The sequence below is a fragment of the Streptomyces corallincola genome (genome assembly GCF_019104725.1).
Classification (GTDB): Bacteria; Actinomycetota; Actinomycetes; order Streptomycetales; family Streptomycetaceae; genus Streptomyces; species Streptomyces corallincola.
On sequence record NZ_JAHRXF010000009.1, the window covers coordinates 111843 to 137786 of the forward strand.

The window sequence follows — 25944 nt, forward strand, 5'->3', positions numbered from 1 at the left end:
CCGCTCATCCCGCCGCCGGGCCGTGCGGACCGCGCCCCGACAGCACCTCGCCGTACGCCTGCATCAGGTCCGGCAGCCGCAGCGTCGCCAGATCGTCCCGCGACAGCACACCGGGATACACGGACAGCCGCAGATCCCGGTACGCGCAGCTCTTCTCGTACAGGGTGCGCAGGAACCGCCCGTTGCCCAGCTCGTCCAGCCAGCCCTGCTCCACGACATGCCCGGCGACCGATCTCAGCTCGTCCAGCGCCTCGTCGTCCCAGACGTCGCCGTTCTCCGCCGCGAGCACCGTGCCGATCTCCGACAGCTCGCCCGGCCGGTACGACGGGAAGTCCACCCGCGTCGTGAACCGCGACGACAGTCCGGGGTTGGCGGCCAGCAGCCGGTCCATGCCCTCCGGATATCCGGCCAGGATCACCACCAGATGGTCCCGGTTGTCCTCGGCGCGCTTCAGCAGCACCTGCAACGCCTCGTCGCCGTACGCGTCGCCCTTGCCGTAACCGGAGTTGGACAGGGAGTACGCCTCGTCCACGAAGAGGACACCGCCGATCGCGGAGTCGATCAGCTCGTTCGCCTTCACCGCCGTCTGGCCCAGATACTCCCCGACCAGATCGGCCCGCTGCGCCTCCACCAGATGGTCACCGCCGAGCAGCCCCAGCGCGTAGAACACCCGGCCCAGGATGCGGGCCACCGTGGTCTTGCCGGTGCCCGAGGGCCCGGAGAAGACGAAGTGCCGTTTCGGCGGCTGCACCGGCAGCCCCTGCCCGGCCCGCAGCCGGGCCATGTTCAACTGCGCCGACAACGCCTTGACCTGCCGCTTGACCGGATCGAGGCCCACCATCCGCTCCAGCTGCGCGAGCGCCTCCTCCAGCAGCACCGGATCGGTCGGCCCGGCGGGCAGCGTCGTGGCCGGACCCCGCCGCACCCGCACCAGCGGATCACCGGCCGAGGGCAGCGGACCCGTCGGCAGCTCCGGCTCCGGCAGCCGCAGGTCCCGCCCCTCGCCGCCGAACAGCGGGTCGAGCACGTCCTGCCCGTCCACGTCCGCGCCGATCCCGCTCAGGGTGATCGCCGCGAAGTCCGCCGGATCGTCGTACCCGTCGCCCTCCGCGATGGCGGCGAGCCGGGCCGAGGTGTCCATGAACGCCGGGTCCACCCGGTGCACCGCCCGGTACAGCGGCAGCGCGGCGGCACTGCGCCCGGTGCCCTCGTGCGCCCGCGCCAGCCAGTACCGCAGCTCCTTGCGCTGCGGCTGCTCGCTGCGGCACCGCATCAGCGCGGCGGCCAGCAGCGGTTCGGCCTGCCCGTACATCTCCAGGCGGACCCGCGCCATCCCGCCGAACAGGCCCGCCTCGATGCCGAGCAGCGCGTCGTTCAGCAGCGGATCGGTGTGCCGGACCAACTGGTCCCAGTCCTTGACCAGATACGAGCGGCACGCGTGCAGGAAGCGGACCTGCGGATCGGCGTCCACCGGGGGCAGCGCGGCCAGCGCCCGGTCCAGCTCCGGCACATGGCGGCCGTCCAGCCAGTGCGAGGCGTACGCCAGCAACAGATCCCGCTCCCGCTCCAGCACCGGCTGCACCCACCAGCCCAGCCAGTACCAGGAGTTGAGGGCCCGGCCGTGCCGCTCGCGCTGCTCGCCGAAGCGTTCGCGGTGCTCGTACATCCGCAGCAGCGCGGTCGTCGTGTCGATGCGCAGCGCGTGCAGGCCCAGCCAGGCGTCCGCCATCGCCGGGTCCATCCGCACCGCGGCGCGGAACTCCTCCTCCGCCTGCGGATACGCGCCCATCGTGTAGGCGTCCACGCCCCGCAGCCAGGCCAGCTCCGCCGGGGCCTCCGGGCCCCGCATGCCGAAGTCCATCCCGTCCCCCCACAGAACCACATGCCCCGTCGGAACACCGCCGGACCGGCGCCCGACGGCCGCCACGGCCGAACACACCTGCCGCGGACCGGAGTTGCAGGTGCGAGGCAGCCGCTCGACGGTCGCACCGAGGGCATCGTACCCGCGCGGGGACCGGCCACCCCAGGTCCGTACGAGCCGTTCCCCGAGGTGGGAGCACACGGGGCGCACTCGCCGGATGTGACGGTGCGTGACCGGATGGGTGCGGGAAGCGCACCCGGAGGGCGTGCGGGCAGAACGAAGCCCCCGGTCACGGGGGAACGACCGGGGGCTTCGTGTCAGCGGGGCGGCTCCGAATCGCCGCACATCGAGAACGTAAATCCTGGACTGCCCGGTGGTCAAGGATGGTTGGAGCGGGCAAGGAAGTTGTCACGCAAGGGTCTTCACCGGGTTGGCGCACCGCCGACAGTCAGTCACGCTCCGTCACGCGTTGGTCCCGGCTGGGTCGCCGCACCGGCCCCGGCAGCACCTCGTACCCCTCCGGCGACTGCCGCACCAGCAGATCGGCATGGGGGCGCGAGGGATCGGCGGCGAAGTGCGCGCGCTCCGCCTCGACCCAGCCGTCCCAGAACTCCCGCTGGGCCGCGCCGTCCCGCTGTCTGCCCCGCGCCCACGCCTCCTCCTCGGGCAACTCCATCCACAGCAGCCGGGCCAGCACCGGCCGCAGCGCCCGCCGTCCGGCGCCGACGCCCTCCACCAGCACCACCGGTGCGGGCCGCAGCGGGCGCGGCGGACCGAACGCGCGGGCCGTCCAGTCGTAGCGGGGGCAGTGGGCGGTCTCCCCGCGGGAGAACGGGCCGAGGACGTCGGCCGCGAGCCGCCCGGTCCAGTCGAAGAGGTGGTCGTGGCTGGCGACGTCGTCCAGCCGCAGCACCGGCGCCCCGTCCAGCGCGGCGGCCAGCCGCACAGCGAACGTGGACTTCCCCGACCCGGCGTGCCCGTCGATCCCGACCAGCCGGACCGGCCCGAGGGAGGGCGGCAGCCCGCGCAGCAGCGCGGCGAGATCGTGCACGGCGGTTCCAGGAGGGTGGCGGGGGGACGTGTCCCCGCAGCCTACCGCTGTACCGCACCAGGCCGGTGTGCGCACGAGGCGTCGGCGCCGTACTCCCGCTGAACGGGCGGGACTTGACGAGGTGGCCGCACTCGACCCCGTCCGACCGGCGCCGGTCCGGCCGCACCCGGCCGGACCGTGCCCCCGCCCTGCCAGGAACGGGAGATTCCGGTCGGTGCGGCCCCCGGCGCCCGTGGCGTCGGCCCGGCGCCGGGGGCCGCCTCGGCCATCGCCTCCGTTTCCACCGGATCACGCCAGTGGAGCAGACCAATATTGGTGGGCGCGCCATGCGCCGAAGTGCTGGCAGGGGCATGCCGTCGGGCTCCATAGTTGGGGCGCACACGTCACCGGACCAGCAACGTCACCGGACCTTCGGGGGTAACCGCGCCCATGAGCAGAGCACAGCAGCCGTCCCGCCGTTCCGTCCTCGCCGCGACCGTGGCCGCCGCCGTCGCCTGCGGGACCGTACCCGCGGCGGCGGCGACCGCCGAGACCGGGAAGCCCGTGCCCCACGAACCCCGCCACCCCCGGCACCCCCGGCACCACGGGCCGTCCCGCCCGATCGAGTACCACGCCTGGACCGAGCACGCCGACTGGCGCTCCGGCACCGCGCAGGGCGTGCGTGCCGTGGACGGCGACCGCCCGGCGGTCGAGATCGCCACGCCCGCCGGACGCACCGACTACACCGACCCGCACACCGGCACCACCGCCACCTGGGAGTACGCCACCTGGACCTCCCCGGTGCACAAGCTCACCGTGCCCGCCACCGAGGTCATCGCCTCCTGGAACGCGCACACCCCGCCCGGCACCTGGCTCCAGACCGAGCTGACCGGCACCTACTCCGACGGCACCGCCGCCCCCTGGTACGTCATGGGCCGCTGGGCCGCCGGTGACGAGGACATCAGGCGCACCTCCGTGGACGGCCAGAGCGACGGCAAGAGCTCGATCTGGACGGACACCTTCGCCATCGACGACGCCGACAGCGGCCTGCGCCTCACGTCGTACCGGCTCCGCCTGACGCTGTACCGCAAGCCCGGCACCACGCTCACCCCGGCCGTGTGGCGGGTCGGCGCGATGGGCTCCGACATCCCCGACCGCTTCACCGTGCCCGCATCCACCCCGCACCCCGCCCGCGAACTGGCCGTCCCGCGCTTCTCGCAGGAGATCCACAAGGGCCAGTACCCGGAGTACGACAACGGCGGCGAGGCGTGGTGCAGCCCCACCTCCTCGACGATGATCATCGAGTACTGGGGCGGCCGTCTCACCCCCGCGCAACTCGCCTGGGTGGACCCCTCCTACGCCGACCCCCAGGTCTGCAACGCGGCCCGGTACACCTACGACGCCCAGTACGAGGGCTGTGGCAACTGGCCGTTCAACGCGGCCTACGCGGCGACCTTCGACGGCCTCCAGGGCGTCGTCACCCGGCTCGCCTCGCTGAACGACCTGGAGAGCCTGGTCGCGGCCGGTATCCCGGTCGTCACCTCCCAGTCGTTCCTGAAGACGGAGCTGACCGGCGCCGGGTACGGCACCTCCGGCCACCTGATGACCGTCATCGGCTTCACCCCGGCCGGTGACGTGATCGCCAACGACCCGGCGTCCCCCGACGACAACGCCGTCCGGCGCGTCTACCAGCGGCGCGAGTGGGAGAACATCTGGCTGCGGACCAAGCGCTACAACGCCACCGGCGCGGTCGCCTCCGGCACCGGCGGGGTCTGCTACCTGTACTTCCCGGCCCGTCCGACGGCCGCCCAGCGCAGGGCGCTCGAAGCGGTGGGCGTGCGCTGATCCGGTGCGGCCGGGGCGGTGCCTGTGAGCAACGTCTCGGCCGCGGAGGCCGTCGCGGATGGCATGGTGGAGGGATGGGTGGGGGATTCATCCCGTTACGTCCGACCTCTGTGAGACACACATGACCGCACAGCCCGCCACCGCCCCCCGCGCCCGCACCGGCGGCCCCCGCGACGACCGCCCCCAGTACCTGGAGCACGTGCTGGGCTGGGTGCTGGTCGCGGTGATCGCCATGCTGGTGACCCAACTGGGCCTGCTCTGACGGGGAGAGTCCGTCCCTCGGCGCGCTCTCGGCGGCACGGCGGTGCTCTGCCATACTGCGCATGTCCCGCCGACCTCCCAGACCAGGGTCGAAAAGTGAACATGCGTCAAGAGAGCGCCGCCGCACTCCCCACGCCGCGCGGCACCGAACGCTCGGCGGCGCGGCGCGCCGAACTGATCGCCATCGGGCGGAAGTTGTTCGCCGACACGTCCTACGACGCCTTGTCGATGGACGACATCGCCCGCCAGGCACACGTCGCCAAGGGCCTGATCTACTACTACTTCCAGTCCAAACGCGGCTATTACCTGGCGATCATCCAGGACTCCGTCGCGGGTCTGGTCTCCTTCGCCGCGAGCGGCCTCGAACTCCCCGCCGTGGACCGCCTGTACCGCACCATCGACGGCTACCTCCGCTACGCCGAGCACCACCACGCCGCCTACCGCGCCATCGTCAGCGGCGGGGTCGGCTTCGACGCCGAGGTGCACGCGATACGCGACGGAGTGCGCGAGGCCGTCGTCGCCACCATCGCCGAGGGCGCCTACGGAGGTGCCGAGATGTCCCCGCTCGCCCGTACCGGCCTGCTGGTCTGGGTGTGCGGCGTGGAGGGCGCCACCCTGGACTGGATATCCCGCCCCGAACTCTCCCGCGACGCCCTGTGCGAGCTGCTGGTCAAGAGCCTCGGCGGCACGCTCCGGGCCATCGGGGAACTGGACCCGGCCTTCCCGGCCCCGCCCCCGGCCCGCCGCGACACCTGACCTGCGGGGGAGTGGACGCCGCAGGGGCGGAGACCGCCGTGGCCCCCGCCCCCCTCGGTGCACATGAAGTGCCCTGCTCTCCAGGTCAGTTGACCGCGTGGATCAGCTCACCGTCGGGTGTGTCGCCGCTCAGCTCCCAGACGAAGGTGCCGCCGAGGCCCTGCGCGTCCTTGTACGCCATCTTGGTGCCGATGGTCGCGGGGGTGTCGTAACTCCACCAGTCGTTGCCGCACTTGGCGTAGGCGGTGCCGCCGACGGTGCCGGTGGCCGGGCACTTGGTCTTCAGCACCTTGTAGTCGTCGATGCCGGGTTCGACGGTGCCGGTGGCCGGTCCGGTCGCGGTGCCGCCGGGGGCGTCCTGCGTGACACCGGTCCAGCCGCGCCCGTAGAAGCCGATGCCGAGCAGCAGCTTCCCGGCCGGGATGCCGAGGCCCTTCAGCTTGGCGATGGTGGACGCCGAGTCGAAGCCCTGCTTCGGGATGCCCTCGTAGGCGTTCAGTGGCGAGTGCGGCGCCGTCGGCCCGGCCGCGTCCCAGGCGCCGAAGTAGTCGTACGTCATCGGGTTGTACCAGTCCACGTACTGTGCGGCGCCCGCGTAGTCGGCGGCCTCGATCTTGCCGCCGTCGGAGGCGTCGGCGGTGATCGCGGCGGTCACCAGCGACGAGCCGAACTTCGCGCGCAGCGCGGCCAGTACGTCACGGAAGGCGTCCCGGCCGCTGGCGTCGCAGGTGTTGCCGCAGGCGTTCGGGTACTCCCAGTCGATGTCGATGCCGTCGAACACCCCTGCCCAGCGCGGGTCGTTGACGAGGTCGTAGCAGGACTGGGCGAACGCGGCCGGGTCCTTGGCCGCCTCGCCGAACCCGTTGGACCAGGTCCAGCCGCCGAAGGACCACAGCACCTTCAGACCGGGGTGCTTCTTCTTCAGCTTGAGGATCTGGTTGAAGTTGCCGCGCAGCGGCTGGTCCCAGGTGTCCGCGACGCCGTCCACGGACTCGTCGGCGGTGTAGGCGCGGTCGGTCGCCGGATAGGCGTCGCCCATCGCGCACTTGCCGCCGGTCACGTTGCCGAACGCGTAGTTGATGTGGGTCAGCTTGTCCGCGGAGCCCGACGTGTCGATGTTCTTCACGTAGTACTTGCGGTCGTAGGTGCCCCATTCGGTGAAGTAGCCGACGACGCGGGAACCGGCCTGTGCCTGTGGGGAGGCGGGGGCGGTCCGGGCGTCGGCGGTGGCCGTGCCCGCGCCGGCCAGCAGTCCGGCGCCGAGGGCGACGGAACAGGCGGCGGCGACGAGCGCCCGCGTACGGGCGCGGGGACGGACGGGAAGACGCATCGGGTTGCTCCTCGTGGGGGGATTGGGGGGAGAACGCGCCGATTGGCATGAACGCGGTAAAGCGTTGGCAAGGACAGTAGGAGGACTAGACCATTACGTCAATGGTTCGGACCATCTCCGCCCCGCCCCCGGCACCCCGCGAACCGTCCTGAAGTAAGCGGTCGTTAACTGGTGACGTGGGGTTCCCGATCGGGCATACTCACGGCACAGCCGCTGGTCAACAGCGTCCGAGACCCGGAAGCGGGACCCGCGGCCCACCCCGGAACGAACAGGCGGAGCCGCCCCACCCGAGGCACGCCCGCCGTTGTGCCCGCACAGTGAGGAGACCGACGCCATGTCCGACCGCGACCGGCCGCCGGTGGAGCGTCAGCTGCCGTCCGAGGAGGCGGGCGACCTGCTCGCGCTCGTCCGTGACATCGCCGAGCGCGAGGTCGCGCCGAGGGCGGCCGAGGAGGAGGAGACCGGCCGCTTCCCGCGCGAGGTGTTCGACGTGCTCTCGCGGGCGGGCCTGCTGGGCCTGCCCTACGACTCCGAGTACGGCGGCGGCGACCAGCCCTACGAGGTCTATCTCCAGGTGCTGGAGGAGCTGGCCGCCGCCCGGCTCACCGTCGGCATCGGCCTGAGCGTGCACACGCTCGCCGCCTACGGGCTCGCCGCCTTCGGCAGCAAGCAGCAGCAGGTCGAGCACCTGCCCGCGATGCTCGGCGGCGGACTCCTCGGCGCCTACTGCCTCTCCGAGCCGTCCTCCGGCTCCGACGCCGCCTCGCTGCGCACCCGCGCGGTCCGCGACGGCGACGACTGGGTGATCACCGGCACCAAGTCCTGGATCACGCACGGCGGCATCGCGGACTTCTACACCGTGATGGCCCGCACCGGCGAGGACGGCCCGCGCGGGATCACCGCCTTCCTGGTGCCCGGTGACGCCGGGGGCCTGAGCGCGGCCACGCCCGAGAAGAAGATGGGCCTCAGGGGCAGCCCCACCGCGCAGATCCACCTCGACGGCGTCCGGGTCTCCGACGCCCGCCGCATCGGCGAGGAGGGCCAGGGCTTCACCATCGCGCTCTCCGCCCTCGACTCCGGCCGCCTCGGCATCGCGGCCTGCGCCATCGGGCTCGCCCAGGCGGCGCTGGACGAAGCCGTCGCCTACGCCACCGAGCGGCGCCAGTTCGGCCACGCCATCGCGGACTTCCAGGGCCTGCGCTTCATGATCGCGGACATGGCCACCCAGATCGAGGCGGGCCGCGCGCTCTACCTGGCCGCCGCCCGGCTGCGGGACGCGGGCCGCCCGTTCGCCCGGCAGGCCGCGATGGCCAAACTGCACTGCACCGACACGGCCATGAAGGTCACCACGGACGCCGTGCAGATCCTCGGCGGGTACGGCTACACCGCCGACTTCCCCACCGAGCGCTACATGCGGGAGGCCAAGGTGCTCCAGATCGTGGAGGGCACCAACCAGATCCAGCGGATGGTCATCGCCCGTCACGTGGCAGGAGCGGAGACTCGCTGAACTGCCCCCGGAGCACCTGCGGTGCCGCCAGCCTGGCCCACTCCGGGTCGTGGCGGCCCGGCAGGGTGCGGCCCCGGTCCGCCCACACACGCATCAGATCGCGGTAGATGGGCGGGTCCGCGGGCGGCGGAACCGATTCCGCGGGGCGGGGCACGAAGACACTGCGCTGACGCTCGGGGGCCGAGTGCAGGGGGGTCATGCCCTCCTGAACGCCCGGGGCCCCCTCCGGGTTACTCCCGGACCGAATCGTCCGTGCGTTCGCGCGCGCGAGCGGCCCGCACGGGGACACGGTGAATCCGCCGCCCGGTGCGGGCCGTTCGTCGTCAAGTGCGTCAGGCACGAGCCGTGCGTGCGACACGTGCCGGAAGAAGTGGTGTGCGGCGGGGCTCAGGCGGCCTGACGGCGCATCACGGGGACCCGCATCGGGCGCGAGCCCGGACCGCCGACGTGCGAGAACGGCTGCGTCCGCCAGTCGAGCCCCTGGGGGAGCGTCAGCAGCAGCGCGGTGTCCTGCTCCTGGGGGGTGAAGGACTCGTCCGCCGGACGGGCCTCGCTCGCGGCGCGGCCGGTACCGGCGCAGACCGTCAGTCCGAACGGGTTCCACGGGCTGGCGCAGAGCGCGTGCTCCGGCAGTTCCTCCTCGTCCGCGAGCAGCGCGATCGGCTGCGCGCAGTCCGGGCAGACCACCCGGTACATCTCGAAGGTGTCGTACGCGTCGAGGCCGTCGCCGTCGAAGGCGTCCGGATCGACGCCCTCCGGCTGCTCGGGCTCGGACTGCCGCCGCGCGGACGCGGAGCGAGCAGGGCGCTTGATGCTGTGCATGGGATTCTCCCCCTAAGGCTGGGCCGTGAGGCACTGCGGCCAGGGCCACAGCAAGCACTTCCCGTCCGCCCTCGGCGGTAACCCCGAGGGCATCACGGAGCGTGCGCCAATCGTGTGGTCTTCGTCACATCGGCCCAATGGGTGCCCGCCGCCGACCCCTTTGTCCCCTGTGCCGCCCGCGCCGCGCCCGTACAAGGCATGACCTGCGGCGCAGACCTGTTCCGGGAGATCGCCCGCCCTGTAGGTTCTGTCGGCATGGAGGAGCTGGACCGACAGATCGTGGATCTGCTCGTCAAGGACGGGCGGATGAGCTACACCGACCTGGGCAGGGCGACGGGCCTGTCCACGTCGGCCGTGCACCAGCGGGTGCGACGGCTCGAACAGCGGGGCGTCATCCGCGGTTACGCCGCCGTCGTGGACCCCGAGGCCGTGGGCCTGCCGCTCACCGCGTTCATCTCGGTCAAACCCTTCGATCCCAGCGCCCCCGACGACATCGCCGACCGGCTCGCCGGGGTCCCCGAGATCGAGGCGTGCCACAGCGTCGCGGGCGACGAGAACTACATCCTCAAGGTTCGCGTCGCCACCCCGCACGAGCTGGAGGAACTCCTCGCCCGGCTGCGCACCCTGGCCGGTGTCTCCACCCGCACCACCGTCGTCCTCTCCACCCCCTACGAGGCACGCCCCCCGAAGATCTGACCGGGCCGCCCCGGTGCCCCGTCTCTCCCCCGCGCGGGGGAGACTGTGGGGCATGAACGCACAGCCCGGCCCGAAGACCGTCCTCCTGCGCCGCGGCGAGGTCCACAGCCCCGCCGACCCCTTCGCCACCGCGATGGTGGTGGAGCGCGGGCAGGTCGCCTGGGTCGGCTCCGAGGGCGCCGCCGACGCCTTCGCCGACGGCGTGGACGAGGTGATCGACCTCGACGGCGCCCTCGTCACCCCCGCCTTCACCGACGCTCATGTGCACACCACCTCCACCGGGCTCGCCCTCACCGGCCTCGACCTCACCCGCGCGGCGGACCTCGACGACGCGCTCGCGCGGGTCCGCGAGTTCGCCGCCGCCCACCCCGGCGACCGGGTGCTGCTCGGGCACGGCTGGGACGCCGCCCGCTGGCCCGGCGGCCGACCGCCGACCCGTGCCGAACTGGACACGGCCACCGGGGGACGCCCGCTGTACCTGTCCCGCGTGGACGTCCACTCCGCCGTCGTCAGCACCGCCCTGCTGGACCTCCTGCCCGAGGTCCCCGACGGCGCCCGCGAGGACGCCCCGCTCACCCGGGACGCCCACCACGCGGCCCGCGCCGCCGCCTTCGCCGCCGTCACCCCGGCCCAGCGCGCCGAGGCCCAGCGGACCGCGCTCGCCCACGCCGCCTCCCTCGGCATCGGCACCGTGCACGAGTGCGGCGGCCCCCGGATCTCCTCCGAGGACGACTTCACCGGCCTGCTGGAGCTCGCCGCCACCCTCCCCGGCCCCCGCGTCGTCGGCTACTGGGCCGAGCAGGACCCCGACCGCGCCCGCGAACTGGGCGCCGTCGGCGCGGCCGGAGACCTCTTCGTGGACGGCGCCCTCGGCTCCCACACCGCCTGCCTGCACGCCCCGTACGCCGACGCCGCCCACACCGGCACCGCCTACCTGGACGCCGACGCGGTCGCCGCCCACGTCGTCGCCTGCACCGAGACGGGGCTCCAGGCCGGGTTCCACGCCATCGGCGACGCCGCCGTGACGACCGTGGTGGAGGGGGTGCGCGCCGCCGCCGAGAAGCTGGGCCTCGCCCGCGTCCGCGCCGCCCGGCACCGCGTCGAACACGCCGAGATGCTCACCCCCGACACCGTCGCCGCCTTCGCGGAACTCGGCCTCACCGCCTCCGTACAGCCCGCCTTCGACGCCCTGTGGGGCGGCGACGACGGCATGTACGCCCAGCGGCTCGGCACCGACCGTGCCCGCACCCTCAACCCGTACGCCGCGCTGCTGCGCGCCGGGGTGCCGCTCGCCTTCGGCTCCGACAGCCCGGTCACCCCGCTCGACCCCTGGGGCACCGTCCGCGCCGCCGCCTTCCACCGCACCCCGGAGCACCGCGTCTCCGTACGCGCCGCGTTCACCGCGCACACCCGCGGCGGCTGGCGTGCCGTCGGCCGCGACGACGCGGGCACCCTGGTGCCCGGCGCACCCGCCGACTACGCGGTCTGGCGGACCGACGAACTGATCGTGCAGGCCCCCGACGACCGGGTCGCCCGCTGGTCCACCGACCCGCGCTCCGGCACCCCCGGCCTGCCCGACCTGACCCCCGGCCGCGACCTCCCCGTCTGCCTGCGCACCGTGGTCGGCGGCCGGACCGTGTTCGTACGGCCGGGCGAGTGATCTGCCGGGGCGGTCCGACGGCCCCCCGGCCCCGATCCGGCGCCGCTTCACCTGCGTATCCTCGGGGCCGTCCGCCGTCCCGGCCGCTTCCGGGCAGTTCAGGGGGCTGTTGACAGTCGGCCGCCGGGGGCCGGTAGGTTCTCCCGCGTCCACCACCGGACGCCCGACCGGGGAGTGCTCGCGCACGCGTCGCGGCGCCGCTGGGTCAGGGGCGGAGTGCCGCACCGGCACCCCGTCGCCGGCAGCCAGCCCAGCGCCCGCGCCGACGGGGGAGCGCTCCGGCCGGTCGGCAGGGTGTGACCCGGATGGGGTCCGGACGCTCAGTAGACAACGGCTTCAGGTCGATCCGCAGCCAGCGGGTACCAGGTCGGCCCGAAGGGCGCCGGGCCCCCATCCGTCGCGGGACAGAGGTGCGCAAAGGCCGCCCTTGCCCCAGTCTTGTGGAACCGACACCCCCGTACGAACGAGCAGTCACGTCAGCGCAGGCCGGGGCCACTATGGTGGACGCCTGCGGACGACCATGAAGGGGCAGCAGTGAACGACGGCGACGGGACCCGCGCGACGGGGGCCCAGGACAGACGATTCGGGCCGCTCGGCACGACCCTGGTGATCATCCCGACCTACAACGAGGCCGAGAACATCAAGGGCATCGTCGGCCGGGTCCGCGAGTCCGTCCCCGAGGCGCACGTCCTGATCGCGGACGACAACAGCCCCGACGGCACCGGCAAGCTCGCCGACGAACTCGCCGCCGCCGACGACCACGTCCAGGTCCTGCACCGCAAGGGCAAGGAGGGGCTCGGCGCCGCCTACCTCGCCGGTTTCCGCTGGGGCATGGAGCACGGCTACGGCGTCCTGGTCGAGATGGACGCCGACGGCTCCCACCAGCCCGAGGAACTGCCCCGGCTGCTCACCGCGCTCAAGGGCGCCGATCTGGTGCTCGGCTCCCGCTGGGTGCCCGGCGGCCGGGTCGTCAACTGGCCCCGGTCCCGCGAGTTCATCTCGCGCGGCGGCAGCCTCTACTCCCGGATCGCCCTCGACCTGCCGCTGCGCGACATCACCGGCGGCTACCGCGCCTTCCGCCGCGAGACCCTGGAGGGCCTCGGCCTCGGTGAGGTCTCCTCGCAGGGCTACTGCTTCCAGGTCGATCTGGCCCGCCGCGCCGTCAAGGCCGGTTACCACGTGGTCGAGGTCCCCATCACCTTCGTGGAGCGCGAACTCGGCGACTCCAAGATGAGCCGGGACATCCTCGTCGAGGCGCTCTGGCGGGTCACCGCCTGGGGCGTCGGGGACCGCGTCTCCAAGGTCACCGGCCGGAACAGGTGACCGCCGCCCGCTGACCGTGCGCTTATCCCGCGCCGATCCGGGGCCAGGCACACTGGGAGCATGACGACTGGTGCTCCCACCTCCTCTTCGACCGTCCGGCCCCGCCGCTCGGCACTGCGCAGGTATCTGCCGCTGGGTGTCGTGGCCTGGCTGGTGCTGGAGGTCTGGCTGCTGATCCTCGTCGCCGGGGCGGTCGGCGGCTTCCTGGTTTTCCTGCTGCTGGTCGCGGGCTTCGTGGCCGGTTCCGTGGTCGTCAAGCGGGCCGGGCGCCGCGCCCTGACGAACCTCAACGAGGCGATCCAGCGCGGAGGTTCACCCTCGGCGGGCAGGAACGGCAGCGGCGGCAACGGTCTGGCCATGCTCGCCGGACTGCTCCTGATGATCCCCGGTCTGATCTCCGACGCGGCCGGGCTGCTGCTCCTGCTCCCGCCCGTGCAGCGGGCCGTGAGCCGGTTCGGCCAGAGCGCCTTCGAGCGCAGGTTGCGCGGTGCGGCCTCCGGCGGGCTCGGTGACGCCTTCCAGCAGGCCAGAATGCACCGCCCCGACGGCAAGGTGGTCCAGGGCGAGGTGATCAGCCGGGACCGGCCCGGCGGCCCGGACGACCCGCACCGCCCCCCGCTGAACCGCTGAGCACCGGTCCGCGTCACCGGACCGCCCCACGGGAGGTACGCCAAAACCGCGGGCGCCGTACGTGATGTCCACGTACGGCGCCCGCGGTTCTCGTGTGCCCGGCGCTAGGCGCTCTTGCGGCTGTCCCGAGGGTGAACGGCGATGTTCATCGCCCCCGAACGGAGTACCGCCAGACGCTCCTCAAGGACCTCTTCGAGTTCCTCGCGGGTGCGTCGTTCCATCAACATGTCCCAATGGGTACGCGCGGGCTTGGCCTTCTTCTCCTCAGGGCCGTCGCCGTCCACCAGGAGTGCCTGCGCGCCGCAGACCTTGCACTCCCACTCCGGCGGGATCTCCGCCTCGACCGAGAAGGGCATCTCGAAGCGATGGCCCTTCTCGCATGCGTACTCCACGGCCTGGCGCGGAGCCAGGTCGATACCGCGGTCGGTCTCGTAGCTGGTCACCACGAGGCGCGTACCGCGAAGAGCTCGCTCACTCATGAATCGTGCCTCCCGGGCTTGTCGCCCACAGGACAGGTGTCGCTGTCGTCGTCATCCGGTCAACGTCCGGTCGGCGGTAAAGATTCCCGTTCCGGACATCGTTCCGGGTCGTGCGTCGCCGTCGTAGCCGCGCTTTCTTGTACCCACCGGCGCCCGGTTTGTCACATCTGCTCAAGAGATGTCACCCAGGGGTTCGGCATCTTTGACGCGCAGTAACGGTACGCCTGGCAGGTCAAACGCGTACACTACCGCCCTTTCGTGTCGAGTGCTAAATCCGCTCCGGGACCGGATTGCCCGCGGCGCCGATCGCGCGGCGCACCGGCACCCGCGCCAGCAGTACGAACCCGATCACGAAGAACGCCACCAGCGAGACGATGGCCGAGCGGTAGCTTCCGCTCACCTGATAGGTGATCCCGAACAGCAGCGGGCCGAGCCAGCTCATCCCGCGGTCGCTCATCTCGTACGCGGAGAAGTACTCGGCCTCCTTGCCGGGCGGCACCAGATGGGAGAACAGCGAGCGGGACAGCGCCTGGCTGCCGCCGAGGACCGTGCCGATGCCGGCGGCCAGCACGAAGAACCAGACCGGGGCGTGCGCGGGCAGGAAATAACCGGCCGCCAGGGTGACCGTCCAGGCGACCAGCGAACCGAGGATCGTCCGCTTGGCGCCGTACACGCGGGCCAGCCGCCCCATCGTCAGGGCGCCCGCCACCGCCAGCACCTGCACCAGCAGCACCGCGCCGATCAGCGTGGACTGGCCGAGGCCCAGCTCCTGCGAGCCGTAGACCGACGCCTGGCTGATCACGGTCTGGATGCCGTCGTTGTAGACGAGGTACGCGAGCAGGAAGGCCAGGGTCAGCGGGTGGCGGCGCATGTCGCGGACGGTCGCGGCCAGTTGCCGGAAGCCGGGCACGGCGGCCCGTTCGGCGCTCGCCCGCCGGTCCCGCAGCCGGGCCAGCGGGATCAGGGCGAACGCGCCCCACCACAGCCCCGCCGACGCCAGGCAGAGCCGGATCGCGGCCGTCTCCGACAGACCGAAGGAGTCGTGGCCCATGTAGAGGGCCAGGTTCACCACCAGCATCAGCGACCCGGCGCCGTAGCCGAACGCCCAGCCGCGCGAGGAGACCCGGTCGCGTTCCTCGGGCGCCGCGATCTGCGGGAGGTAGGAGTTGTAGAGCATCATCCCGACCGCCTGCGCCGCGTTGGCGACGATCAGCAGCGCACCGCCGAGCAGATAGCGGTTCCCGTCCAGGAAGAACATGCCCGTCGTCGCCGCCGCGCCGGTGTACGCGGCAGCCGCCAGCAGCGGCTTCTTCCGCCCGGAGCGGTCCGCCGCCGAACCGACCAGCGGCATCAGCACCACGGCGAGGATGACCGACAGGGAGACCGAGTACGCGAAGAACGAGCCCGCTCGCACCGGTATCCCGAGCGGATGCACATACCCCTCGGCGTCGGCCGCGTGCTCCGCGACCGCGGTGAGGTACGGACCCAGGAACACGGTCAGCACGCTCGTCGAATAGACCGAGCACGCCCAGTCGTAGAAATACCAGCCGCGCTGTTCGCGCCGCAGTGCGACGGCCTCCCCGGCCGTCTCTTCCCGCACGGTGCCGATGCCCACCGGTGTGCTCGCTTCCCCGCCGAAGTGCCGTGCGCCGGGCCCGGCGCGGTCCTGCCCGGGGCTCACGCCCAGCTGCCGCGTTCTTCCATGACCTGGCGCAACGTGTCGATGTGATCGGTCATGATGCCATCGACTCCGAGGTCCAGGAGCCGGTGCATGCGTTGCGGTTCGTTCACGGTCCAGACGTGCACCTGGAGGCCCAGCGCGTGGGCCGCGCGGACGAAGCGGTGATCGACCACCGGCACCCCCGACTGCGACTCCGGCACCTGCGCGGCGACCGCCGAGCGGCGCACCGAGGCGGGCAGCCCCCATGAGCGCAGCCGCAGGCCCAGCACACCGCGGGTACCGAACGAGGTCGCCAGGCGCGGCCCGGCCAGCCGCTGCGCGCGCAGCACCCGCGCCTCCGAGAACGAGCCCAGGCACACCCGGTCCCAGGCGTCCGCCCGCGCCACCAGATCGAGGAACGGCCGCAGCGCGGGCTCCGACTTCACGTCCACGTTCCAGCGGACCCCGGGGAAGGTCTCCAGCAACTCGTCGAACAGCGGCACCGGTTCCCTGCCCCCGACCCGCGCCCGCGCGACCTCGCTCCACGGCAGGTCCGCGATCCGTCCGGCGCCGTCGGTGACCCGGTCCAGGGTCGCGTCGTGGAAGGCGGCCAGCCGCCCGTCGGCCGTCAGGTGCACATCGGTCTCGATGTACCGGTAGCCGGTCTCCACCGCGCGGCGGAACTGCGCCACGGTGTTCTCCAGGCCGTCCGCCGCCCCGCCCCGGTGGGCGAAGGGGATGGGGCCGGGGTGGTCGAGGTAGGGGTGGCGTATCGCGGTGGTCACGGACGCAGTATGGCCCCTCCGGGTTGACCGGCGGCAACGGCCGCGGGGCGCACCGGTGCCGGGCGCGCGGCGAACACGCGCAGGAAGAACTGGGCGAGCGGGCCGATGGCGAGCGCGTACAGCAGGGTGCCCGCGCCCACGTCGCCGCCGAGCGCGAAGCCGATGGTGACGACGGTGACCTCCACGGCGGTCCGGATCAGCCGGACCGAGCGCCCGGTACGGCGGTGCAGCCCGGTCATCAGCCCGTCGCGCGGTCCCGGACCGAAGTCGGCCGCGATGTACAGCCCCGTCGCCACGCCGTTCAGCACCACGCCCGCCACCAGCAGCGGCACCCGCACGGCGAGGGCGTGCTGCTCGGGCAGCACGCGCAGGGTCGCGTCCATCGCCGCGCCGACCACCAGCACGTTGGAGACCGTGCCGAGGCCCGGGCGCTGGCGCAGCGGTATCCACAGCAGCAGGACCAGCGCGCCGACCACGGTCAGCACGACGCCCATGCTCAGGCGCGTGTGCTCGGCCAGCCCCTGGTGCAGCACGTTCCACGGTTCCAGACCGAGCCCGGCCCGTACCAGCAGCGCGGAACTCGCGCCGTACAGGACCAGGCCGACGTAGAGGCGGGTCAGACGGCGGACCGGCGGTCGGTACATGGACATGTGCGTCCCCCCTGGGTGATGGCGGTGGCCCGACACATGACACCCTGGAACGGGTACGGACATCCCGCCCAGGGCCAATTCGGGGAAGGTGGACTGATCGTCATGGCGCAGTGGACCTCGGCGGTGGGGGCCGCACAGCTCGCCCGGCTGCTCACGTCCCAGCAGGACCGCCCGGCCGGGCCCGGCACCCGCCGCCCGCCCGCCTACCGCGCCCTCGCCGACGGCATCAGGCTGCTGGTGCTGGAGGGGCGCGTCCCGGTCGCCGCGCGGCTGCCCGCCGAGCGCGAACTCGCCCTCGCCGTCTCCGTCAGCCGTACCACCGTCGCCGCCGCCTACGAGGCGCTGCGCACCGAGGGCTTCCTCGAATCCCGGCGCGGCGCCGGGTCCTGGACGGCCGTCCCGGCCGGTAATCCGCTGCCCGCGCGCGGACTCGAACCGCTGCCGCCCGAGGCGCTCGGCTCCGTCATCGACCTCGGCTGCGCCTCGCTGCCCGCCCCCGAGCCCTGGCTCACCCACGCCGTGCGGGGCGCCCTGGAGGACCTGCCTCCCTACGCCCACACCCACGGCGACTACCCGGCCGGGCTGCCCGCGCTGCGCGCGATGATCGCGGAGCGGTACACCGCGCGGGGCATCCCGACCATGCCCGAGCAGATCATGGTGACCACCGGTGCGATGGGCGCCATCGACGCCATCTGCCATCTCTTCGCCGGGCGCGGCGAGCGGATCGCCGTCGAGTCCCCGTCCTACGCCAACATCCTCCAGCTGATGCGGGCGGCGGGCGCCCGGCTGGTGCCGGTGGCGATGGGGGAGGGACTGACCGGCTGGGACCTCGACCGCTGGCGTCAGGTGCTGCGGGAGGCCGCGCCCCGGCTGGCCTACGTCGTCGCGGACTTCCACAACCCCACCGGTGCGCTGGCCGACGAGGACCAGCGGCGACGGCTGGTGGACGGGGCGCGCTCCGCGGGGACCGTGCTGGTGGCCGACGAGACGATGAGCGAGCTGTGGCTGGAGGAGGAGGTCGGGCGGGCCATGCCGCGTCCGGTGTCCGCGTTCGACCCCGCCGGTTCGACCGTCATCACCGTCGGGTCGGCCAGCAAGGCGTTCTGGGCGGGGCTGCGGATCGGGTGGGTGCGGGCGGCTCCGGACATCATCCGCAGTCTGGTCGCGGCGCGGGCCTACGCGGATCTCGGTACGCCGGTGCTCGAACAGCTCGCCGTGAACTGGCTGTTCAGCACCGGGGGCTGGGAACGGGCCGTCGAGCTGCGCCGGGAGCAGGCCCGCCGCAACCGCGACGACCTCGTCGCCGCCGTCCGCCGTGAGCTGCCCGGCTGGGAGTTCGAGATCCCCTCCGGCGGGCTCACCCTCTGGGTCCGTGCCGGGGGTCTCTCCGGCTCCCGGCTCGCCGAGGCCGGTGAACGCACCGGCGTCCGCGTCCCCTCCGGTCCCCGCTTCGGCGTGGACGGCGCCTTCGAGGGGTACCTCCGCCTCCCCTTCACCGTCGGCGGCCCCGTCGCCGACGAGGCCGCCACCCGCCTCGCGGCCGCAGCCCGCCTCGTCTCCACCGGCGCGAACGGCCCCACGGAGTCCCCCCGGACGTTCGTGGCGTAGGGGAGTCTCCGCAGCGGCTGAACAGGGGGCAGCGCGGGGTGCGGATGAGGTTTGGGTCCAGCCCGATTTCTTAGGGGCGCGGGGAACTGCGCGACCAGGGACAGCGCGGGGTGCGGATGGGGTCTGGGCCAAGCCCGATTCCCTGGGGGCGCGGGGAACTGCGCGATCAGCAGAAGTGCGGGGCGCCGACGAAGCGAGGGCTCAGCCCGACTCCCCAGGGGCGCGGGGAACGGCGCGACCAGCGGCAGCGCGGGGTGCCGATGAAGCTGGGACGCAGCCCGACTCCTCAGGGGCGCGGGGAACTGCGCGACCGGCCACCCACCGGCCGCGCGTCAGTGTTCCGCGCCCACCCCGTCGGGGGTCTTCGTGAGGGACACCGTCGTGAGGGGGACCGTCTCCGCCGGGGGGATGGTCTCCAGGGAGGGAGTCTCCGTGCGGGGCGGGAGGAGATCGAGGACGGACTGCCGGTCGGCCTCGGAGGTGGCGTCGTCGTAGGGATCGGGGGTCGCGGGCACCTGGAGCCGGTGGACGGGCCCGGCGCCGAGCCGGGCGTACCCCCGGCCGGGCGGCACCTGGTCGAGCGGGGTGGTGTGCGGCGGAGCCCCCAGCACGGACTCGACCTGTGCCGCGGTGGCCGTACCGAGCACGACCCGCGCCCGCGTGTACTGCCGGACCCCCTCGCTCAGCCCCTCCGCGCTCTCGAACTGCTCGGCGACGACGACCGTGACGTTGGCCGCCCGCCCGTGCCGCAGCGGAAGCTGGAGGAGGGACTGCGGGTCGGCCGCGGCGAGCTGGGTGAGGGCGCCCGGCCGGTCGAGGAGAATCCACAGCGGGCGCCGGGTGTCCTCGGGCGGCGGATCACCGCCCTGCCGGGCCCGGTTGACGGCGACGAGCCGCCGCTCGGTCTCCTGCGCCGCCCACTCCAGGCTGGCCAGCGCCCCGGCGCCCCCGCACTCCACGGCGAGGACCCCGTCCCGGCCGGTGAGGCAGGCGTACTCGCCGGTGCCGCCGCCGTCCACGATCAGCACGTCCCCGTGCTGGAGGGCCTGGAGGGCGATGGAGCGCAGCAGCGTGGACGTGCCGCTGCCGGGGTGTCCCATCGCCAGCAGGTGCGGCTCGGTCGAGCGCAGGCCGGTGCGCCACACCACGGGCGGCACGTCGCGCTGCTCGGTGCCGTAGGAGAGGGGGAGGGTGCGCCGTACCTCGCCCGCGTCGGTGAAGCCGAGCACGGTCTCGCCGGGGGAGGTGACGAACCGCTGGGCGGCGATGTCGGTGGGCAGCGGGGCGAGGACGGCGACGGTGAGCCGGTTGCCCTCCTCGTCCCAGCCGAAGTGGTACTCGCGGCCCCGCCCGGCCTTGGCGGCGAGCAGGTGCTCGACGCGGGCGCGGGCACCGGGCTCGCCGTCGGGGAAGTACGCCGGGTAGCGGATCACGAGGTGACCGAGCCGCCCGCCGTCCTCGAACTCGTGGGACTCGAAGACCGTCGCCCAGTCCCCGCCGTGCGCGTAGAGCGGGGCGGGGTCCTCGGCGCCGGTGAAACAGGGCACCAGGGCCTCGTAGAGCGCCTGGAGCCGTTCGGTCTGCGCGGTGTCAGGGCCTTCGGGTGCCGGTGGGGTGCGGTCCCTGCCCTGCCACGCGGCTGCCGCCATCAGGGTGATGGCGGCGAGCAGCGGTCCGTACGGCACCAGTGCCACGACCAGGATCACGGAGGCCGCCAGGAACAGCAGCGGCCCGCGTCGGTCCTTGGGCGTCTCGGCCCACTTGCGCCGTCCGGCCGCGGCCAGCCGGCGCATGCCGCGCGAGAGGGTGATCAGCGGGTGGAGGACGTCGGTGGCGCCGTCGGCCGCCGTCCGGGCCAGCTCCCGGCTCCGGGCGAGCTGCGTCCGGGCGATCTGTGCGCTGTCCTTGCTCAGAATGCGGGGGAGAGGGCGCCGGGCCACTGCTGTCTCCTGTTGGTGCGTGCGGGCGGGAGAGGGAGCGTCAGAACTTGATGCCGCCGAGCAGGCTCGCGAGGCTCTCGCCGCCCGCCTTGATGCTGGGCGCGATGGCGGTGCTGGCCAGGTAGAAGCCGAACAGGGCGGAGACGCACGCGTGCGAGCCCTTGAGCCCGTCCTTGCGGAAGAAGAGGAAGACGACGATGCCGAGCAGGACGACGCCGGACATGGAGAGGATCATTGGGGATCTCCTGGTGTCGAGAGGGGACAGTCACCGTGAGTTCTTCCAGGATCACAGGATGTATCTATACGACAAAAGGTGCAAAAGAGTGAAGGAAGGCTGATTTCACCCGGTCGGCGGAGCCTTCGGAGGGCCTCGGGGCACGGCGTGTGCGCCCGGCGGGACCAGCAGTGATCCTCACCTCGGCCGGTTCGGTCCGCGCGAGGCGCGAGCCAGTACCCTTGCGATTCACCTGAACGGTTGCAAGAGAGGCGGACCGGCGATGACCGAAGCCCCCGACCCCGAGGTCGTGGAGCTGGCGACCAGGATCTTCGACCTGGCCCGGCAGGGCCGGACGGAGGAACTGGTCGCGTACGTGGACGCCGGTGTCCCGGCCGACCTCACCAACGACCGCGGCGACTCCCTCGTGATGCTCGCCGCCTACCACGGCCACGCCGCCGCCGTCCGCGCCCTCCTCGCGCGCGGCGCCGCCGCCGACCGGGTCAACGACCGGGGCCAGACCCCGCTCGCCGGAGCCGTGTTCAAGGGCGAGACCGCCGTCATCGAGGCCCTCCTCGCCGGGGGCGCCGACCCCGCCCAGGGCACCCCCTCGGCGGTGGACACGGCCCGTATGTTCGGCAAGGCCGACCTGCTGGAGCTGTTCGGCGCGCGCTGACGCGCGCCGGTCACCACCGGACACGACGAGCACGACGGGGGAGGCGGTAAGAGGCCGCCGGAAATACGGTCGCGGCAGCTCACACGCCGGGGTCATCATGACGACGTGATTCACGGACACGATGGCCGGGCAGGAGATGCCGCACCGCGCGGGCCGTGAACAGGCCCGTCCGGGCCACCAACGAGAGGCGATGAGAGATGGTCAGCAGCAAGCACAGCAAGCAGGAGACGGCGGGCTCTCCGGCGTTGTGGCACGTGGCCAGGTAGTGCGTGGTCCCCGGTTGCACCGACGCTTGATGTGAGGCTGTTTCCCATGTTCGATCCGGTCATAGCGCCCAGCGGAACCCTCCTGGGCCTGCTCCAGCGCGGCCGAGGCGACGGCACGCTGCACGCGCTCACCGCGCCCCGCGCCGAAGCCCTCGCCGCCCTCAACACGTGCGTGCTGAGCGACCCCCGCCACGACTGGCAGGTGGAGAACCGCTCCCTCTACTACGCCCGGCTCTATCTGGACCTCGGCGGCGCCCTGGACACCCTGGAGGCGCACCTCTTCGACGCCGACGACGTCCTCGACACCGACGAGTCCCGCACCGGGCTCGCCCTGGCCGTCCTCGGGCACCTCGCCTCCTACGGCCGCGACGACGCCCTCGCGCTGCTGCGCCGGTACGCCGCCCACGGCTCCAACTGGTCCTGGGCGCTGGACGAACTGGCCCTGCGCGACGACGACGCGGGCCTGCGCGCCCTCGCCGCACCCGTGCTCGCCCGCTTCCCCGCCGACCCCGACGGGGACGCCGCCCTCGCCGCCACCGTGCGGGACGCCTTCGAACCCCGGCCCTGGCGGCTGTGGGCCGAGGACCCGCGCGAGCAGGTCGGCGCCCGGGTGCGGGCCGCCCAGGAGACCGGCAGCTTCGACCGCTGGCAGCGGCAGATACGCCCCGCCGGACCACGCCCCGGCTGGAGCGTGGACGCCGTCTTCGAGTGGGCCCAGCAGGGCGTGGAGCGCGGCGCCGCCCTGCACGTCCCGGCCGCCCGCTGCCTGGCCGCCGTCGCCGGTCCCGGAGACCGCCCCGAGATCCTGCGGGCCGCCCGGCACGGCACCGACGGCGCCCGCTGCACCGCCCTCAGGTTCCTCTCCGACGGCGACGATCCCGAGGTTCTCGACCTGGTGGAGGCGGCCGTCGCCGACGGCACCGGACTCGTCGTGGACGCCGCCCTCGACGCCTTCGAACGCATGCGGTCCGAGGCCGCGGTCGCCCGCGCCCGCCGCTGGGCGGGCCGCCCCGACGCCCTCGGCGCCGCCGCCGGACGGGTGCTCGCGCTGCGCGGCGGCCCGCAGGACAGCGCCCTGGTGCTCGGCGCGCTCCGCGAGGCCGTACGCGGCGAAGGGCCGGACGCGCCCACGCTGTGGACCCTGGTGGACGGCACCGGACGCCTCGGCATCGCCTGCGCCGCCCCCGTGCTGCGCCACGTCTACCGGGAGACGGCCTCGTCCCATCTGCGCGGCCGGGCCGCCCGCGCACTGGCCGCCACCGACCCCTCCTTCCCCACCGGATTCGCCGTCGAATGCCTCTGGGACTGCGAGGAGACCACCCGCGAACTCGCCGCCCGGCACGCCGAGACCGGCGACAACCGCGTCGTGGAACGCCTCCGCAGACTCGCCGCCGACCCGGCCGAGGAGGACGAGGTGCAGACCGCCGTCCGCAGCCGCTTCGACCCCGACACCAGCACCCTCTGAGACGCCGTACGGGGCCGGAGGCGACGCACGCCCCGGCCCCGTACGACCGACCGCGGTTGAACGCGGCGGGGCGGGAGCCGCGTGCGTCCGGGCGTGCGGGGCAAAGCTCACGGGACGTTCCGCGGCCGTAAAGACGGGCGTCGCCCCGGCCACGTCCGGCACGGCGAGAACACCCGTATGCGTGTCGTCATCGTGACCGAGTCCTTTCCCCCCGATGTGAACGGCGTAGCCCACTGCGCGCTCCAGACCGCCCGGCACCTCGTGGACCGCGGCCACCACCCGCTCGTCGTGGCACCGGCCACCGCGCCCGGCACCCCCGCCGGACCCGCCGAGGCACCCTGCCCCGTCGTCCGCGTCCCCTCCCTGCCGCTCCCCGGCTACCCGCAGGTCCGCGTCGCCCTGCCCAGCAAGCGGCTCGTCGCCGCGCTCACCGAGCACCGCGCCGACGTCGTCCACCTGGCCGGCCCCTTCGTCCTCGGCGTGCGGGGCATGGCCGCCGCCGCCCGGCTCGGCATCCCCGCCGTCGCCGTCTACCAGACCGACCTCGCCGGATACGCCCGCACCTACCTGGGCGCGGGCGAGGCCGCCGCCTGGCGCCGCATCCGCTCCGTGCACGCCGCCGCCGACCGCACCCTGGCCCCCTCCGCCGCCGCCCGGCGCGACCTGGAGGAACACGGCGTGCCCCGCGTGGCGCTCTGGCCGCGCGGCGTGGACACCGCCCGCTTCCACCCCGGCCACCGCGACGAGGCACTGCGCCGCGAACTCGCCCCGGACGGCGAGCTGATCGTCGGCTACGTCGGACGGCTCGCCCCCGAGAAACAGGTCGAACTCCTCGCCGCCACCTGCGCCCTGGACGGTGTCAAGGTCGTGGTCGTCGGCGACGGGCCCAGCCGCGACCAGCTCACCGGCGCGCTGCCCGGCGCGATCCTCCTCGGCCGCCGCACCGGCCACGACCTGGCCCGGATCTTCGCCTCGCTGGACGTGTTCGCGCACACCGGCCCGTTCGAGACGTTCTGCCAGACCGTGCAGGAGGCGATGGCCAGCGGCGTCCCGGTGGTGGCGCCCGCCGTCGGCGGCCCCCTCGACCTCGTGGACCACGGCCGCACCGGACTGCTCGTCCCGCCCCGCGACCCGCACGCCGTACGGGACGCCGTCCGCGCCCTGGCCGCGGACCCCGCGCTGCGCGCCGCGTACGGCACCGCCGGGCGCGCCGCCGTCGAGGGCCGCACCTGGGCCGCCGTGGGGGACCGCCTGGTCGAGCACTACGAGGACGTACTCGCCGCCCGCCGCACGGCGGTGGCCGCGTGAGCACCCCGCTGCGCATCGTGCGCCTCGCCAACTTCGTCACCCCGTCCTCCGGCGGGCTGCGCACCGCCCTGCACGAACTCGGCAAGGGATACGCCGCCGCCGGACACCACCCGGTGCTGGTCGTCCCCGGCGACCGCTTCACCGACCGGGACACCGCACAGGGCCGGGTGATCACCCTGCCCGGACCGGTGCTCCCCGGCACCGGCGGCTACCGCGTCCTCACCGACCGGCGCCGCCTGGCCGCACTCCTCACCGACCTCGCCCCCGACCGCCTGGAGGTGTCCGACCGCACCACCCTGCGCTGGACCGGCCGCTGGGCCCGGCGCGCCCGGGTGCCCGCCGTGATGGTCTCCCACGAGAGCGCCGACGGCGTCCTGCGCACCTGGGGCCTCTCCGGGCCGCTGGCCCGGCGCGCCGCCGACACCCTCAACACCCGCACCGCGCACGTCTACGCGCGGGTGGTGTGCACCACCGAGTTCGCCGAGCGCGAGTTCGTCCGCATCGGCGCCCGCAACGTCGTACGCGCCCCCCTCGGCGTCGATCCGGCCGCCCGCCACCCAGGTCTGCGCTCCGCCGACACCCGCGCCCGGTACGCCTCCGCCGGGCGAACCCTGCTGGTGATGTGCTCCCGGCTGTCGGTGGAGAAGCGGCCCGGAACGGCGCTGGACACGCTGGAGGAACTGCTGCGGCGTGGGCGGCGGGCGGTGCTCGTGGTCGCCGGGGACGGCCCGCTGCGGGCCCGCCTGGAGCAGCGGGCGCGCGAGCGGAGCCTCCCGGTGACCTTCCTCGGGCACCTCACGGACCCGGCCGCGCTCGGCGCGCTCCAGGCGTCCGCCGACGTCTGCCTCGCCCCCGGACCGGCCGAGACGTTCGGCCTCGCCGCGCTGGAGGCGCTCGCCTGCGGCACCCCGGTGGTGGCGAGCGCGTCCTCGGCGCTGCCCGAGGTGATCGGCCCGGCGGGCGTCGCCGCCCCCGACCGGGCGGCGGCGTTCGCGGACGCGGTGGAACTCCTGCTGTCCCGCCCCGAGACCGCCCGCCGCGACGCGGCACGCGCGCGGGCCGAGCGCTTCGGCTGGGACACGGCCGTGGACGCCTTCCTCGCCGCCCACGACACCACCGCCGTCACCGGCACACCGGGCGTGCGGGGCCCGGCACGCGAGGGCGCCGTGTGA

23 protein-coding genes are annotated in these 25944 nt (G+C 73.7%); 13 read left to right on the forward strand and 10 right to left on the reverse strand.

The features are described from left to right. Positions 1–4: 4 nt before the first annotated feature. On the reverse strand, positions 5–1861 hold the full coding sequence (locus tag KUM39_RS09250) for an AAA family ATPase (protein ID WP_217784965.1): 1857 nt from the start codon (positions 1859–1861) through the stop codon (positions 5–7). A gap of 448 nt (positions 1862–2309) precedes the next feature. Beyond that, positions 2310–2912: a uridine kinase family protein gene (locus KUM39_RS09255; RefSeq protein ID WP_217784966.1), complete on the reverse strand. Its 603-nt coding sequence runs from the start codon at positions 2910–2912 to the stop codon at positions 2310–2312. Positions 2913–3341: 429 nt separating this feature from the next. On the opposite strand from KUM39_RS09255, the gene KUM39_RS09260 reads away from it, so the two are divergent. From KUM39_RS09260 to KUM39_RS09270, 3 genes are all read left to right on the forward strand, one after another. Next, a complete protein-coding gene (locus tag KUM39_RS09260) occupies positions 3342–4736 on the forward strand; it encodes a C39 family peptidase (RefSeq protein WP_217784967.1) in 1395 nt (464 codons plus the stop codon). Positions 4737–4857: 121 nt separating this feature from the next. Continuing rightward, complete coding sequence (locus KUM39_RS09265) at positions 4858–4998, forward strand: SCO1431 family membrane protein (protein ID WP_217784968.1); 141 nt, start codon at positions 4858–4860, stop codon at positions 4996–4998. Between the two features lie 101 nt (positions 4999–5099). Further along, positions 5100–5753: a TetR/AcrR family transcriptional regulator gene (locus KUM39_RS09270; protein ID WP_217785006.1), complete on the forward strand. Its 654-nt coding sequence runs from the start codon at positions 5100–5102 to the stop codon at positions 5751–5753. Between the two features lie 85 nt (positions 5754–5838). Here the strand turns inward: KUM39_RS09270 and KUM39_RS09275 are convergent, their stop codons facing one another. After that, positions 5839–7083, reverse strand: coding sequence for a glycoside hydrolase family 18 protein (locus KUM39_RS09275; RefSeq protein WP_217784969.1), 1245 nt, complete (start codon positions 7081–7083; stop codon positions 5839–5841). A gap of 334 nt (positions 7084–7417) precedes the next feature. On the opposite strand from KUM39_RS09275, the gene KUM39_RS09280 reads away from it, so the two are divergent. After that, on the forward strand, positions 7418–8590 hold the full coding sequence (locus KUM39_RS09280) for an acyl-CoA dehydrogenase family protein (protein ID WP_217784970.1): 1173 nt from the start codon (positions 7418–7420) through the stop codon (positions 8588–8590). A 387-nt stretch (positions 8591–8977) separates the two neighbouring features. Here KUM39_RS09280 and KUM39_RS09285 read toward each other — a convergent pair whose 3' ends face one another. Continuing rightward, the gene (locus KUM39_RS09285) at positions 8978–9412 is read right to left on the reverse strand and encodes a hypothetical protein (RefSeq protein WP_217784971.1); all 435 of its coding nucleotides are present in this window, start codon (positions 9410–9412) and stop codon (positions 8978–8980) included. Positions 9413–9667: 255 nt separating this feature from the next. Between KUM39_RS09285 and KUM39_RS09290 the strand changes: the two genes are divergently transcribed. The 4 genes from KUM39_RS09290 to fxsA all read left to right on the forward strand — a co-directional run bounded on the left by KUM39_RS09290 (position 9668) and on the right by fxsA (position 13721). Continuing rightward, positions 9668–10108, forward strand: a complete 441-nt coding sequence (locus KUM39_RS09290; protein ID WP_217784972.1) for an Lrp/AsnC family transcriptional regulator — start codon at positions 9668–9670, stop codon at positions 10106–10108. 52 nt (positions 10109–10160) lie between these two features. Continuing rightward, positions 10161–11768, forward strand: a complete 1608-nt coding sequence (locus tag KUM39_RS09295) for an amidohydrolase (protein WP_217784973.1) — start codon at positions 10161–10163, stop codon at positions 11766–11768. A gap of 534 nt (positions 11769–12302) precedes the next feature. Then, positions 12303–13091, forward strand: a complete 789-nt coding sequence (locus KUM39_RS09300) for a polyprenol monophosphomannose synthase (RefSeq protein WP_217784974.1) — start codon at positions 12303–12305, stop codon at positions 13089–13091. A gap of 60 nt (positions 13092–13151) precedes the next feature. Continuing rightward, complete coding sequence (gene fxsA / locus KUM39_RS09305; RefSeq protein WP_217784975.1) at positions 13152–13721, forward strand: FxsA family membrane protein; 570 nt, start codon at positions 13152–13154, stop codon at positions 13719–13721. A 104-nt stretch (positions 13722–13825) separates the two neighbouring features. Here fxsA and KUM39_RS09310 read toward each other — a convergent pair whose 3' ends face one another. The 4 genes from KUM39_RS09310 to yczE form a co-directional block, all read right to left on the reverse strand. Further along, positions 13826–14200 (reverse strand): RNA polymerase-binding protein RbpA, encoded by a 375-nt coding sequence (locus KUM39_RS09310; protein WP_003977404.1) that lies wholly within the window; start codon positions 14198–14200, stop codon positions 13826–13828. 268 nt (positions 14201–14468) lie between these two features. Then, complete coding sequence (locus tag KUM39_RS09315) at positions 14469–15815, reverse strand: MFS transporter (RefSeq protein ID WP_217785007.1); 1347 nt, start codon at positions 15813–15815, stop codon at positions 14469–14471. Between the two features lie 62 nt (positions 15816–15877). Further along, complete coding sequence (locus KUM39_RS09320; protein WP_217784976.1) at positions 15878–16645, reverse strand: glycerophosphodiester phosphodiesterase family protein; 768 nt, start codon at positions 16643–16645, stop codon at positions 15878–15880. Further along, positions 16642–17295 carry a membrane protein YczE gene (yczE, locus tag KUM39_RS09325; protein ID WP_217784977.1) on the reverse strand — a complete coding sequence of 218 codons (654 nt, stop codon included), beginning with the start codon at positions 17293–17295 and terminating at the stop codon, positions 16642–16644. The genes KUM39_RS09320 and yczE overlap by 4 nt, the downstream gene beginning before the upstream one ends. Positions 17296–17397: 102 nt before the next feature. On the opposite strand from yczE, the gene KUM39_RS09330 reads away from it, so the two are divergent. Next, positions 17398–18903, forward strand: a complete 1506-nt coding sequence (locus tag KUM39_RS09330) for an SCO1417 family PLP biosynthesis transcription factor (RefSeq protein WP_217784978.1) — start codon at positions 17398–17400, stop codon at positions 18901–18903. Positions 18904–19235: 332 nt separating this feature from the next. On the opposite strand, the gene KUM39_RS09335 is transcribed toward KUM39_RS09330, so the two are convergent. Both KUM39_RS09335 and KUM39_RS09340 read right to left on the reverse strand, forming a co-directional pair. Continuing rightward, on the reverse strand, positions 19236–20843 hold the full coding sequence (locus KUM39_RS09335; RefSeq protein WP_308288091.1) for a P-loop NTPase family protein: 1608 nt from the start codon (positions 20841–20843) through the stop codon (positions 19236–19238). Between the two features lie 40 nt (positions 20844–20883). Then, positions 20884–21078, reverse strand: a complete 195-nt coding sequence (locus tag KUM39_RS09340; protein WP_217784979.1) for a hypothetical protein — start codon at positions 21076–21078, stop codon at positions 20884–20886. Between the two features lie 262 nt (positions 21079–21340). On the opposite strand from KUM39_RS09340, the gene KUM39_RS09345 reads away from it, so the two are divergent. The 4 genes from KUM39_RS09345 (at position 21341) to KUM39_RS09360 (ending at position 25944) form a co-directional block, all read left to right on the forward strand. Further along, positions 21341–21733: an ankyrin repeat domain-containing protein gene (locus tag KUM39_RS09345; RefSeq protein WP_217784980.1), complete on the forward strand. Its 393-nt coding sequence runs from the start codon at positions 21341–21343 to the stop codon at positions 21731–21733. 312 nt (positions 21734–22045) lie between these two features. Continuing rightward, entirely contained in the window at positions 22046–23464 is a 1419-nt protein-coding gene (locus KUM39_RS09350) for a HEAT repeat domain-containing protein (protein WP_217784981.1), read from the forward strand. 177 nt (positions 23465–23641) lie between these two features. Further along, the gene (locus tag KUM39_RS09355) at positions 23642–24772 is read left to right on the forward strand and encodes a glycosyltransferase family 4 protein (RefSeq protein ID WP_217784982.1); all 1131 of its coding nucleotides are present in this window, start codon (positions 23642–23644) and stop codon (positions 24770–24772) included. After that, complete coding sequence (locus KUM39_RS09360; protein ID WP_217784983.1) at positions 24769–25944, forward strand: glycosyltransferase; 1176 nt, start codon at positions 24769–24771, stop codon at positions 25942–25944. Before KUM39_RS09355 ends, KUM39_RS09360 begins: the two co-directional genes overlap by 4 nt.

Excerpts from the sequence above, each read along its gene's own strand:
- KUM39_RS09250 (WP_217784965.1), bottom strand. The coding sequence starts at position 1,861 with ATGGACTTCGGCATGCGGGGCCCGGAGGCCCCGGCGGAGCTGGCCTGG.
- KUM39_RS09310 (WP_003977404.1), bottom strand. The coding sequence starts at position 14,200 with ATGAGTGAGCGAGCTCTTCGCGGTACGCGCCTCGTGGTGACCAGCTAC.
- KUM39_RS09340 (WP_217784979.1), bottom strand. The coding sequence starts at position 21,078 with ATGATCCTCTCCATGTCCGGCGTCGTCCTGCTCGGCATCGTCGTCTTC.
- yczE (WP_217784977.1), bottom strand. The coding sequence starts at position 17,295 with ATGTCCATGTACCGACCGCCGGTCCGCCGTCTGACCCGCCTCTACGTC.
- KUM39_RS09275 (WP_217784969.1), bottom strand. The coding sequence starts at position 7,083 with ATGCGTCTTCCCGTCCGTCCCCGCGCCCGTACGCGGGCGCTCGTCGCC.
- KUM39_RS09295 (WP_217784973.1), top strand. The coding sequence starts at position 10,161 with ATGAACGCACAGCCCGGCCCGAAGACCGTCCTCCTGCGCCGCGGCGAG.
- KUM39_RS09290 (WP_217784972.1), top strand. The coding sequence starts at position 9,668 with ATGGAGGAGCTGGACCGACAGATCGTGGATCTGCTCGTCAAGGACGGG.
- KUM39_RS09270 (WP_217785006.1), top strand. The coding sequence starts at position 5,100 with ATGCGTCAAGAGAGCGCCGCCGCACTCCCCACGCCGCGCGGCACCGAA.
- KUM39_RS09330 (WP_217784978.1), top strand. The coding sequence starts at position 17,398 with ATGGCGCAGTGGACCTCGGCGGTGGGGGCCGCACAGCTCGCCCGGCTG.
- KUM39_RS09350 (WP_217784981.1), top strand. The coding sequence starts at position 22,046 with ATGTTCGATCCGGTCATAGCGCCCAGCGGAACCCTCCTGGGCCTGCTC.
- KUM39_RS09345 (WP_217784980.1), top strand. The coding sequence starts at position 21,341 with ATGACCGAAGCCCCCGACCCCGAGGTCGTGGAGCTGGCGACCAGGATC.
- KUM39_RS09285 (WP_217784971.1), bottom strand. The coding sequence starts at position 9,412 with ATGCACAGCATCAAGCGCCCTGCTCGCTCCGCGTCCGCGCGGCGGCAG.
- KUM39_RS09260 (WP_217784967.1), top strand. The coding sequence starts at position 3,342 with ATGAGCAGAGCACAGCAGCCGTCCCGCCGTTCCGTCCTCGCCGCGACC.
- KUM39_RS09265 (WP_217784968.1), top strand. The coding sequence starts at position 4,858 with ATGACCGCACAGCCCGCCACCGCCCCCCGCGCCCGCACCGGCGGCCCC.
- KUM39_RS09280 (WP_217784970.1), top strand. The coding sequence starts at position 7,418 with ATGTCCGACCGCGACCGGCCGCCGGTGGAGCGTCAGCTGCCGTCCGAG.
- KUM39_RS09355 (WP_217784982.1), top strand. The coding sequence starts at position 23,642 with ATGCGTGTCGTCATCGTGACCGAGTCCTTTCCCCCCGATGTGAACGGC.
- fxsA (WP_217784975.1), top strand. The coding sequence starts at position 13,152 with ATGACGACTGGTGCTCCCACCTCCTCTTCGACCGTCCGGCCCCGCCGC.